Annotated in this window: 11 protein-coding genes; 5 read left to right on the top strand and 6 right to left on the bottom strand. The window is 48.3% G+C overall.

Going from position 1 to position 12,257, the window contains the following annotated elements:
- Position 1 precedes the first annotated feature (1 nt).
- Positions 2–1,870 carry a dihydroxy-acid dehydratase gene (gene ilvD, locus HMPREF3179_RS11425; RefSeq protein WP_048767804.1) on the bottom strand — a complete coding sequence of 623 codons (1,869 nt, stop codon included), beginning with the start codon at positions 1,868–1,870 and terminating at the stop codon, positions 2–4.
- 21 nt (positions 1,871–1,891) lie between these two features.
- Entirely contained in the window at positions 1,892–2,872 is a 981-nt protein-coding gene (locus HMPREF3179_RS11420; protein WP_036558153.1) for a polyprenyl synthetase family protein, read from the bottom strand.
- A 321-nt stretch (positions 2,873–3,193) separates the two neighbouring features.
- Between HMPREF3179_RS11420 and HMPREF3179_RS11415 the strand changes: the two genes are divergently transcribed.
- From HMPREF3179_RS11415 to HMPREF3179_RS11400, 4 genes are all read left to right on the top strand, one after another.
- The gene (locus tag HMPREF3179_RS11415) at positions 3,194–4,039 is read left to right on the top strand and encodes an ATP-binding protein (protein WP_070471384.1); all 846 of its coding nucleotides are present in this window, start codon (positions 3,194–3,196) and stop codon (positions 4,037–4,039) included.
- 34 nt (positions 4,040–4,073) lie between these two features.
- Entirely contained in the window at positions 4,074–5,057 is a 984-nt protein-coding gene (locus tag HMPREF3179_RS11410) for a Nudix family hydrolase (protein ID WP_070471322.1), read from the top strand.
- Between the two features lie 155 nt (positions 5,058–5,212).
- On the top strand, positions 5,213–6,457 hold the full coding sequence (locus HMPREF3179_RS11405; protein ID WP_018025567.1) for an NnrS family protein: 1,245 nt from the start codon (positions 5,213–5,215) through the stop codon (positions 6,455–6,457).
- Positions 6,458–6,491: 34 nt separating this feature from the next.
- Complete coding sequence (locus HMPREF3179_RS11400) at positions 6,492–6,992, top strand: RrF2 family transcriptional regulator (RefSeq protein WP_018025566.1); 501 nt, start codon at positions 6,492–6,494, stop codon at positions 6,990–6,992.
- 146 nt (positions 6,993–7,138) lie between these two features.
- Here HMPREF3179_RS11400 and HMPREF3179_RS11395 read toward each other — a convergent pair whose 3' ends face one another.
- The 3 genes from HMPREF3179_RS11395 to gcvH all read right to left on the bottom strand — a co-directional run bounded on the left by HMPREF3179_RS11395 (position 7,139) and on the right by gcvH (position 10,228).
- Positions 7,139–8,206: a YkvI family membrane protein gene (locus tag HMPREF3179_RS11395; protein WP_048767797.1), complete on the bottom strand. Its 1,068-nt coding sequence runs from the start codon at positions 8,204–8,206 to the stop codon at positions 7,139–7,141.
- 102 nt (positions 8,207–8,308) lie between these two features.
- A complete protein-coding gene (locus tag HMPREF3179_RS11390) occupies positions 8,309–9,562 on the bottom strand; it encodes a D-amino acid dehydrogenase (protein WP_018025564.1) in 1,254 nt (417 codons plus the stop codon).
- A 291-nt stretch (positions 9,563–9,853) separates the two neighbouring features.
- On the bottom strand, positions 9,854–10,228 hold the full coding sequence (gcvH, locus tag HMPREF3179_RS11385; protein WP_018025563.1) for a glycine cleavage system protein GcvH: 375 nt from the start codon (positions 10,226–10,228) through the stop codon (positions 9,854–9,856).
- A gap of 379 nt (positions 10,229–10,607) precedes the next feature.
- On the opposite strand from gcvH, the gene HMPREF3179_RS11380 reads away from it, so the two are divergent.
- Positions 10,608–10,949 (top strand): GrlR family regulatory protein, encoded by a 342-nt coding sequence (locus HMPREF3179_RS11380; protein ID WP_070471320.1) that lies wholly within the window; start codon positions 10,608–10,610, stop codon positions 10,947–10,949.
- A 56-nt stretch (positions 10,950–11,005) separates the two neighbouring features.
- Here HMPREF3179_RS11380 and HMPREF3179_RS11375 read toward each other — a convergent pair whose 3' ends face one another.
- Complete coding sequence (locus HMPREF3179_RS11375; protein WP_070471382.1) at positions 11,006–12,250, bottom strand: BaiN/RdsA family NAD(P)/FAD-dependent oxidoreductase; 1,245 nt, start codon at positions 12,248–12,250, stop codon at positions 11,006–11,008.
- Positions 12,251–12,257 lie beyond the last annotated feature (7 nt).

Raw genomic sequence — 12,257 nt, 5'->3', positions numbered from 1 at the left:
TCTAGCGTCTGCGCTCTACCTGAGAGACATCCCTAACCGCACCGCGGTCCGCCGAGGTGGCCAACGCGGCATAGGCACGAAGCGCTTGCGATACATAGCGCTCACGTTGCAGTGGCTTCCAGGCATCCGCACCACGCGCTTCCATACGCTCGCGTCGCGCTGCTAATTCCTCATCACTGATGGCTAAGCGGATGGTGCGATTCGGAATATCGATCTCGATGCGATCGCCCTCTTCTACTAAGCCAATATTGCCACCTTCTGCCGCTTCTGGTGAAGCATGGCCAATCACCAAACCAGAGGAACCGCCGGAGAAGCGACCATCCGTCAACAACGCTGCCTTAGCGCCTAAGCCCTTAGACTTAAGGTAGGAGGTGGGATACAGCATCTCCTGCATACCGGGCCCGCCCTTAGGACCCTCATAGCGAATAATCACCACATCGCCCGCTTTGACCTGATCGCCTAAAATGCCCTCAGTTGCCGCATCCTGACTCTCAAAAATTACCGCTTTACCGGTAAAGGTTAAAATACTTTCATCCACGCCGGCCGTTTTAACAATACAACCGTTAGGGGCTAAATTGCCATAGAGGACGGCTAAGCCACCATCCTGCGAATAGGCATGCGCCTTGTCACGAATACAACCAGCAACACGATCGGTATCCAGCTGCTCATGGTAGTTATTTTGACTAAAGGCCTTGACCGTACGTACACCACCGATACCAGCACGGTAGAACTTCGCCGCTTCCTCGCTACAGCTCTCCGACATCACATCCCAGCGCTGTAAGACATCCGCCAGATCCTGGCCTGCCACGTGCTTTGCTGTGGTATCCAACAAACCGGCACGATTTAATTCCGCCAAAATACCAATCACACCACCGGCACGGTGTACATCCTGCATATGATATTGCGAGGTTGCTGGTGCCACTTTACAGAGGCAAGGCGTATGACGCGAGATGCGATCAATGTCCTTCATGGTAAAGTCCACTGCTGCCTCTTGCGCTGCCGCTAAAATATGTAAAACCGTATTAGTTGAACCGCCCATGGCCACATCAAGGGTCATGGCATTTTCAAAGGCCGCCTTGGTCGCAATACCACGCGGCAAGGCTGAGCTATCGTCATTTTCATAATAGCGCTTGGTCAATTCCATGATTTTACGACCAGCCTCTAAGAACAGCTCCTTACGTGCTGCATGGGTTGCTACGATCGAGCCATTACCCGGTAGGGCTAGGCCCAAGGCCTCGTTTAAACAGTTCATGGAGTTAGCAGTAAACATACCGGAGCACGAACCACAGGTAGGACAGGCATTTTGCTCAACCAAGGCCGTTTCTTCATCAGACACCTCAGGATCGCCTGCCTTAATCATGGCATCCACTAAGTCAAGCTTAATCACCTGCTCACCACTTGCCGCCGCAGGCATCTCGCCCGCTTCCATCGGACCGCCAGAAACAAAGACGGTAGGGATATTTAAGCGTAAGGCCGCCATCAACATCCCGGGGGTGATTTTGTCGCAATTCGAGATACAAACCATGGCATCAACACAATGCGCATTAATCATATACTCGACGGAATCAGCGATTAGTTCGCGCGATGGTAATGAGTACAACATACCATCATGCCCCATGGCAATCCCGTCATCCACGGCAATGGTATTAAACTCCTTGGCGATACCACCGGCCGCCTCAATCTCACGAGCCACTAATTGACCCATGTCCCTTAAGTGGACGTGACCCGGCACAAACTCAACAAATGAGTTAACCACAGCAATAATCGGTTTGCCGAAGTCCTTGTCCTGAATACCGGTGGCGCGCCATAGTGCACGCGCACCCGCCATATTACGCCCATGGGTGGAGGTTTTAGAACGATAAGCAGGCATGGCTATCTCCTTAGTAATAAATTAATTGTCTCGCTCAATGGCAAAGCGAGCTAATTGAAGGAGTGACTGTTTAAAAATAGAATCGGGGAAATCGGCAATCGCCTCTTCGGCTAACCTAGCCTCACGCTCTGCCAAGGCACGGGTGTATTGCAAAGCATCCGTCGACTGAATGGCAACGGCTACCTCGGCAAAATTCGCATCACCCGTCTCAATGGCATCGCGAATCAGTTTAACTTGCGCCGCATCACCTACTTCCATCACACGAATTAGGGGCAAGGTTGGCTTACCCTCACGTAAATCATCACCGACGTTTTTGCCAAGCGCCTCGGCATCACCAGAATAATCCAGCACATCATCAATCAACTGGAAGGCGGTACCCATATGGCGACCATACGCAGCAGCCGCCTCTCTTAGCTCAGCGGACACATCGCAAATAATCGCGCCAATCTCGGCTGAAGCCTCAAACAGCTTGGCTGTTTTGTAGCGCACCACCTGCATATAACGCTCAACCGAGACGTCCGGATCATGAACATTGAGCAGCTGCAGCACCTCGCCCTCAGCAATCACCGTGGTAGCTTGGGAAAGCACTCGCAAAATCTCCATGCGGTCCACCGACACCATCATCTCAAAAGAGCGTGAGTATAAGTAATCACCCACTAGCACACTGGCGGCATTACCAAAGACGGCATTCGCCGTTTCCCGACCGCGACGTAGATCGGACTCATCTACCACATCATCGTGTAATAAGGTTGAGGTATGAATAAACTCCACCGTTGCTGCCAATAAATGATGATCCTGAAACTCCTGCTCTCTCGGCTGATAGCCCAGTGCATTGGCAATCATCAGCACCAAGGCCGGGCGCAGTCGCTTGCCACCGGAACCGATAATATACTCACCAACGGTGCGAATCATCACGACTTCTGAATTCAAATAGGAACGTATAACGAAGTCAACTGCTGCCATATCCTGCGAGATAGGACTTAAAATCTGCGTAGCGCTCAAGACTCTTCCTGATAATTTAAAATTAAATCAAAAACTTTATTGAATGATAAACAAGTAAGGACCGCCTGTATGCTTTTTTATCGCAACTCGGCTGCGCTGCCTACCCCTCAATAAAATCTTTGAAATTAAAATCATTCTATTATAGGGGAAATTTTGCCATTTTAAAAATTAGCGGTGCTAATCTTGTAGCCATCCCTTCAAATTATCATTGTATAGCCCAAGATTTTATATTTTATGACGAAGCACAAAAAACTTAAGAAAGCACTCAATGAGCCACACCACGCTCACACCGATGAAAGCACGCCCAGTTTGCCAGAGTTGATGCAAACAGCGCATCAGGTGTTATTACAATTACAAGCGTGGTTACCGCCCACCCCACCAGCGACCGATTGGAATGCGATTGCTTATCGTTGGCGGCGCAAGGGCAATACGGCCTGGTTAGCACCCATTTATAAGATCGACACCATTGAACCGGTTGATTTATTGCATATTGAGCGTCAAAAGGAAATTTTAGAACGTAATACCCGTATGTTTGTACAAGGCAAACCAGCGAACAATGTCTTAATGACCGGCACTCGCGGCACGGGCAAAAGCTCCTTAGTGCGCGCCATGCTGAGCCAATTTGCCGATGCGGGCTTACGCTTAATCGAAATTGATAAGGATGATTTAGCTGATCTCAGTGAAATTGCCGATCTGGTACGTGAACGTGCCGAGCGCTTTATCATTTTCTGCGATGACTTATCTTTTGAGCAGGGTGAATCGGGCTACAAGGCTTTAAAATCTATTTTAGACGGCTCCATCGCCGATAGTGCCGACAATTTACTGATTTACGCCACCTCCAATCGACGTCATTTGATGCCCGAATATCACACGGAAAATCTAGAGCACAGTAGCGGACCACAGGGTGAGATTCATCCGGGCGAAGCAGTGGAGGAGAAAATCTCACTCTCCGAGCGCTTTGGTATCTGGCTATCATTCTATCCATTTAGCCAAGACCAATACTTAGCCATTGTCAGATACTGGCTACAACAAATGGGCTGCCCACAGGAGCACATCGAAGCAAGCCGCACCGAGGCCTTACAATGGACGCTTGAGCGTGGCTCACGTTCCGGTCGGGTGGCACGGCATTTTGCCCGTGATTGGACCGCTCGACACCTAAAAGACTAGTCGATGATATTCACTTATTCTTGCGGGAGCGCCTATGTCTGCAACCAAACCCTTTCTGAATGTCGCTGTCGGTGTATTAATTAATGCCGCCGGTGAGGTGTTATTAGCTCAACGACCTAGGGATAAGTCCTGGCCCGACTGGTGGGAGTTTCCAGGCGGCAAAATCGAAACCGGGGAAACGGCACTCGCAGCCCTTGGGCGCGAACTGAAGGAGGAGCTGGGTATTCAAATCACCACAGTAAGCCCATGGGTATGCTATGACTATGAATATCCTAAAACCCGCGTCCGCTTAGCCTTTTTCCTTGTCACTGCCTGGGACGGTGAGCCTAAAGGCATTGAGGGTCAACAGGGTGTACGCTGGTTTAAAGCCGAGGATGCGGCCACCTTGGATAAGCTACTCCCCGCCTCAATTGCACCCTTGCGCTGGTTAAGTGAGCTTTCTGCCTTATATGCGATTAGCCCCGCTTGGCATCCGGAGAGTGATCCCGAGGAGCTAAGCCAATACGTGGCACAGGCAATTCAACGAGGCGTGCGCTTATTTCAGTTCCGTCAGCCCCAATGGCCAACGGGGACTGCTTGCCCTAAGCTAAAGCGACTATTTGAGCATATGCTGGCACTTTGTCATGCTCAAGGGGCCAAATTACTCATTAATAGCGTGCACCCCAAGGCCTGGTGGGCAGCGGCAGATGGCGTACAACTACGCGCCGCTGATGCCATCCTGCTTGAAGAGCGTCCCCTGGCAGAGAGCAAACTACTCGGCGTTTCCTGCCATCATCTCGGCGATATCCTAAATGCACGGCGATTGGCGGCGGATTTTATGCTCCTAGGGCATGTACTAGCTAGTAGCAGTCATCCAAATGAGGCCGCCATGGGGTGGCACAAATTTGCCGAACTGGCCGCCCAAGCCTCCCGTCCCGTCTATGCCATTGGGGGATTGCGTCCTACTGATCTGGAAGTTGCCCAAGCGCATCATGCCCATGGGATTGCAGCAATTAGTGCCTTTAAACTATCGCAATAACAGCCAGTTTAGCCATTTACCCTAAAAAGAAGACGCTGCAGAGAAAATCAAGCCGCCGATAGTCATCATTGTCCTTTTACTTAGACAAAGCAACGTCCTCAGCGTATAATATGCAGATAAAATACATAATATAATAATTGTCTTAGGAGTCTACTATGCTGCAAATTCATGCCCCGGGACCCAAGCCTTCGGCACCGCACCCTATCCTGAATATGGGATTCAGGATCTTTTTTGCGAGTGGTGCCCTCTTTGCGATCATCACCATGTTCCTGTGGATATTTGTTTTTACCGGGAAACTAAGCTTAGCTGCTCAGATATTTCATCCCTTTTATTGGCATGCGCATGAGATGTTTTATGGTTATACCATGGCCATTGTGGCAGGTTTTTTACTGACCGCAGTACAAACATGGACCGGTGTCACCATGCCCTATGGCTATCGCTTACTCGGCATCTTTGCGCCGTGGGCTGTGGCACGTTGTTTATGGGCAGTAGTCGCTTTTAATCCCGGCCAAGCCATCAGTTACAGCATGATGGTGATTGCTTTTATAGCGGATATGAGCTTTATGATTTTAATGTGCTATACCGTTGTGCGGGCAGTACTTAAAGTAAAGCAAAAGCGCCAAGCCGGTATTGTAGCCAAGATTCTGCTGCTCACGCTCAGCAACGCACTTTGTTATCTTGCAATCTTCAATGGCAATATTGAATTAATGCGCATTGGTATTTACTTAGGTTTTTACCTCCTGATTGCCCTCGTACTCACCGTTGGTCGTCGGGTCACGCCCTTTTTTATTCAAAAGGGTTTAAGCTACGACAATCCAACGATTGAACTGAGTATCCGCAATTCCAAAACGCTAGATAGCTTGAGTTTAGTGTTTTTCCTAGCCTTTATGATCTTTGATATCTTTTTCCCTAACCCCATCTTGGTCAGCGTCAGCGCAATCGCTACAGCGGTAGTGAATCTTATCCGTTTAAGGGGTTGGTATCACCCTGCCATTTGGACCAAACCCTTGCTCTGGTCACTTTTTCTGGGCTTCATTGGCATGTGTATTGGCTTAGTACTCTATGCCTTGCACTACTTATTTCATCTTGGCACGCATAGTATTGCAGTGCATGGTCTGGCCCTTTCTGGTATCGGCATGATCACCATCGCCATGATTTCTCGCGTTTCTTTAGGGCATACGGGGCGCAATATTCATCAACCACCTAAAACCGTACCGTGGCTTTTCATGTTGATGGTAATCGCTTTTCTCGCACGCGTTATCTTGCCGCTCTTTAGTATGGATCACTATATAATGTGGATTATGATTGCTCAGACCGCTTGGATTATTAGCTTTGCCTTATTCTGTGTGAGTTATATTCCAATACTTTGCAAAAATCGTGTTGACGGTCTTTTTGGGTAATCTACATCATTTTAAATAAAGAAAAGCTGAGACGATGCGCTTAACTACCTATAGTGATTACGCTTTACGCTGTCTGATCTTCTTGGCTATCCAAGAAGATCAAGAGAAATTGCTGAATATTAAAAATATTGCCGAGGAATTTGAGATCTCGCAAAACCACTTAACAAAAATTATCCACCAATTAGCGACCATTGGCTACATTGAAAGTGTCCGTGGTCGTAACGGCGGCATTCGCTTAGCTAAATCACCCGCCAGTATTAATTTAGCTGAGGTGATTAAGCAGACCGAGGTGGACTTTAACCTGGTCGAATGCTTTGCCCCCTTGGATAAGGAGTTATTCTTTAGGCCACAGCGCCAGGGGCAAGCGCTAGCAACAACTGAGCTAACGGCGAGCCACTGCAAGATTTCACCACGCTGTCAACTGAAACGCATCTTTTTTGAGGCTACGCAAAGCTTTTTAAATGTGCTTAATCAATATACCTTGGCAGATGTGATTAGTAATAAAGCTGAGCTTAGGGGTCTACTCGCCAGCTAAGCCGCCTGGGCGACCAATCAAGCCAGCGTAGACAAGCGTATTACGCCTCAATGCGTTCAGCGCCAACGCGTCGTCTTTAGCACCCCAAAAAAAGAAAAGGGACTGATGGCTTCAATCGCTTTACATCAGTCCCTTCATCGTTTAGCTTAAGCCGCTTTTCTGGTCTTTAGCCAATACCACATAATCGCGATAATAATCACGACACCCAGTACGCCCATCAGCGGATACACGGAACCCACTAATCTACCAAAGCCGAACTGACTTAAAACCACCCCAACCACAGTACTTAGCACTGCGATCACACGGAATTTACTGCTATTAGGAGCAGCCCAGCGTGAGGCGAAAGCAAAGAACATGCCCACCGCCGTACTGTAAATCATCGCAAACAGCGCAGCCACGGTAACATAGCCTAACAGCGGGTGCATTTGAGAAGAGAGTAAGAGGGTCGGCACTTCAATCGCATGCAATTTATCAATATTAAGATACAGCGCAATATTGAGGAATACGATTAAAACACCTAGACCTAAACCACCTATAATACCCCCTTGACCAGCAGCACTTTCCGATTTGGTCATACCGCCAATCACGGCTAACATAGGGAAACCCACGCCCACGTTAAAAGCGGCATAAAGCACGCCACTCATAAACCAACTAGGCACCTCCCAACCCAGTAAGTTAATCACACTAAATTGCTCGGCATGCAGGTCTTGCGCTGATACATCAAAGGTACCATTAAAAACAGCATACGCCATCACCGATAAAATCACCAGTAACAAAAAGGGAATCACTGCACTGATTAAATAAATGATGCTTTTCAGGTTCAGACATAGCGTTAATACAACCGCTAGCGCCATCACAATTGAGCCCGTCAACCTATCCCAACCGAACTGCTGCGCAAAGGTGGAACCTGCCCCTGCCAACATAATCACGCCAACGCCAAAGAGGAAAAATATCAATAAATAATCCACTAAGGCACCGCCGGTACTACCGAATAAACGAGCCAACACCTGATGATGTGATTTAGCCTGCATTCTGGAACTGATCTGAGCAATTTGCATACCGACAAAGGCAAATAAAAAGGCCGCTACCAATGAGCCACCTATACCCCATGCCCCATAGCCGGTAAAGAATTCAATCACCTCGCGACCCGAGGCAAAACCACCACCAATAACGACCGACATATACGCCATCGCAATTAAAAACTTCTGTTTCATATGGATCTCCTATGTATCTCCTATCCACGTATGGATTTTTTGTGCAACCTAAGCTAACCCCTTGTGCTCACACAAGGGGTTTCATAAACAATATAAAAAAGCTTAATAACGCGAAATATCTAAGCCCTGAATGCTGATTTCTGGCGTTTTATTAGCCAGTAAATGCGCTGATAACTGGGCCGAACCGCAGGCCATGGTCCAACCTAAGGTACCGTGACCGGCATTAATAAAGAGATTAGGATACTTCGTTTTACCAATGATCGGTGTGCAGTCAGGGGTTTTGGGTCTTAAACCTGTCCAGAACGAGACGTCACCACTTAAGTCACCGCCTTCAGGATAGAGATCCTGGCAAATCATTCTTAAGGTGGCTTCACGCTTCGGATTGAGGCTGTAATCAAAACCACGTAATTCAGCCATACCACCGATACGGATGCGATCATCAAAGCGGGTGACCGCAACTTTATAGGTTTCATCCAATACCGTAGATACCGGTGCCATTTCAGGATTGGTGATAGGTACGGTGATTGAGTAGCCCTTCATCGGGTAGATCGGCGCATTTAAACCTAATGGCTTAATAAACTGTGGTGTAAAAGAACCTAAGCAAACCACATAGTGATCTGCCGTTTCCTTTTTGCCATTAATAATCACGCCCTTGATGGCACCACGTTCTAATTCAAAACGCTCTAATTTTTGCTCAAAGCGAAATTCGACGCCGAGCTCCTTGGCTTTTTCTGCTAATTTCGTGGTAAATTTCAAGCAATCACCCGTTTGGTCACCGGGCAGTCGTAAACCGCCGGCAATCTTGTGTGAGACCTTGGCCAAGGCAGGCTCCACCCGTGCCACACCCTGCGTATCCAGGAGCTCATAGGCGACGCCCATTTCCCGTAGCACTTCAATATCCTTGGCTGCCGCATCGACCTGCTTTTGCGTACGGAACAGCTGCAAGGTGCCTAGTTGGCGCTCATCAAAGTGAATATCAATTTCTTGACGTAGCTTATCCATCACGTCACGACTATATTCTGAAATCCGTACTAAGCGCTCCTTATTAATCGCATAATCCTTGGCATTACAATGCATCAGCATTTGCCACATAAAGCGATACTGACTCATATCCAAGGTCGGCTTAATGGCTAAGGGCGCATGCTCTTCCATCAGCCACTTAAGGGCTTTTAAAGGAACCCCAGGGGCGGCCCAAGGGGTTGAGTAACCCGGCGAGATTTGTCCCGCATTTGCATAGCTGGCCTCGTGAGCCACCTGTGATAAGCGCTCAATAACGGTTACTTTAAAACCCTCACGAGCTAAATAATACGCGGTGGTGGTACCAATAACACCAGCACCTAACACTATCACATGCATTGATTGACTCCTACTGTCTTTTTCTGCCGCTACCGGCAAACCTGTATAAATGACGTTACGCTGACCGTGTGCCTAAGCCATCAGCAAGTACTTGCAGTACGCAAAACCTTGCTAAAGACACGCACACCAAAGCCCACGATCAACAAATCGTTGTGCGAAAGCTGATGCGAGTTTCCAGTAACGGTCTGTAACTAGCAAAGTATAATGCTCGCGCGCATGCTTGGCAAGGCACGTAGCCTATGGCGCCACATCACACCCAGCAGGCTGCGATTAAACCCTGTGGACGTGCTTTTATTCACGCTCAGTAAGGTACGCTGCCCCATCTAAAAGGCCATCCAGATCATCAGGATTATCCACCTTCATTTTGAAAATCCAATGGCCATATGCGTCATCATTGATTAAATTTGGCTCAGCATCTAAGGCCTCGTTAAACTCAATAATTTCACCCGCTACCGGCGCATAAATATCTGAGGCGGCTTTAACCGATTCTACTACCGCAGCCACTTCCTTAGCCGCGAGCTTTTTACCCACTTCCACTTCACCAACAAAGACGATATCACCTAATTGCTCTTGTGCATGGTCGGTGATGCCTACAATATAAGCATCACCCTCTGCCTTAATCCACTCATGCGTTGGCAGGTACTTACGATCATTAGGTAAAGACATAATTTCTCCTTAACAACGTAGCGTCCGAGGCTTAGTCCATGGACGCTTAACATTCAAACAATCTAACAAGGGATTTTAAAGCAATTCGGCCGCTTCGTGGCATTCCTTTCAAGGACTGCACATCAAATCAATACAGCCATTGATTAGCTGCCACGCCCTTGCTGATATTTAAAATAATTAACAGAAAATAAGCGCTATAGCCATAGCAAAGACAGATTTTGATTACAAATAAATACATTTAAATTATGACAATTCATAATTTTCTGGTATCGTAACTAAGCAATTCATACATTTAATAAAAATGTAACGATCACCGCTTACACTTTTAGCGTATATTTTGGGGTCCTGCCCTAATCACTGAGGATCAAGGAGTGAGTTAATGGATAACGGTTTCTACACAACATTGGTTGAGGGCTCAACCGCAAAGGCAGGTATTACGGTCATCGAAGATAATCGTATTCGTGGTGGTGATGATGAGTTTTTATACTCAGGTACTATTACTACCGAGACTGCTGGTGGCAATGTCGTTGCCAGTCTTCGCTTCCGCTCGTATAGCGCCAGCGATGAAAGTGATTTTTTCGGCTTTACCGAAAGGGATTTTGAGCTCTCTCTAAGTGGTGAAAAAACGGAAGAGGGCTTTAGAGTCACAGGCTACAGTCCCAGTGGTCGCGAGATGGTGATCTTAGGTAAGCGCCTCTCGGCCATTGACTTTAGCGATTAATCTACAGCGATACCACCGCTAGCGCCGTGCTAAGCAAGGGCAAGGCCACTTATCATTTACTGAGTGGCCGCCATGGCATCGGCACAGACCACAGCGCTGGACCAAGCCCACTGGAAGTTATAGCCACCTAGCCAACCGGTGATATCAACCACCTCGCCGATAAAGTAGAGCCCCGCTACCGCCTTGGCCTCCATCGTTTTTTGGTTTAAGGCCTCGGTGGAGACACCGCCACGCATCGCCTCGGCTTTTTTATAGCCTGCCGTAGCACTTGGTTTAAGCGACCAGTTTTCTATCGCATAGGCGAGTTCACGCAGGCGCTTATCAGCCACTTCCGCCAGCCGTATATCCGTTTTAAAGCCTAGCTGCTGTGGCCATAATTGAGCCAAGCGTTTAGGCCAAATCGTACTTAACAGCGTCAATAACTGTTGTTTGCTACGACGCTTTTCCTCTAATAGCCAATGCTCGTTATTACTTTGATGGTTTAAATTTAAATAAATCGGTGACTGCCCATCCCAGTAAGAAGAGATTTGCAAGACCCCCGGACCTGATAAACCGCGATGGGTAAAGAGCACGTCCTCCACAAAACGTTGCGCCTTTTTGCCCTGCCCATTCGCAATCAGTACCTCCAATGAGATGCCTGAAAGCTCAGAAAACCTTTGCCATTGCTCTGCCTGAAATAGCAAAGGCACTAAGGCAGGTCGCGGCTCCACGACTTTGATACCGAATTGACGTGCCAAGCTTAAGCCAAAGTCAGTCGCCCCCAGCAGCGGGATCGCCATGCCACCCGTGGCCACCACCAAGTTTTCTGCGCTTAACACGCCAGCCGTGGTTTGCAGCCTATACATCGGCGCCGCACCAGCTGGCACCATGCGCTCCACGCCTTCAACCGCACAAGGCATACGCCAACGGACACCGGCCACATCACATTCATTTTTCAATAAATCAATAATGTCCTGCGCCGAATGATCGCAAAAAAGCTGACCCTTATGCTTCTCATGCCAAGGGATTTGATAGCGTTCCAACAAGGCCAGAAAATCACTCGGCCGATAGTAAGTTAAGGCATAGCGTGCAAAGCGCGGGTTTTGCGAGACATAATTTTCCCAGCTGGCGCCGAGATTAGTAAAGTTACAACGACCACCCCCAGAAATGCGTATTTTTTCACCTAACTTTTGTGCATGGTCGAGTAACTGCACCGATAATCCAGCTGCCGCAGCACGGGCCGCACACATCATGCCTGCCGCCCCTGCGCCGATAATAATCACATCACTATGCGTATTGGACGCTACCTTTGACCTACTCATGCCTAGG

The sequence above is a fragment of the Oligella sp. HMSC09E12 genome (assembly GCF_001808505.1).
GTDB lineage: Bacteria > Pseudomonadota > Gammaproteobacteria > Burkholderiales > Burkholderiaceae_B > Oligella > Oligella urethralis.
Note: the sequence above shows the minus strand (reverse complement) of the source record. Positions and strands in the feature narration are given on the sequence as shown.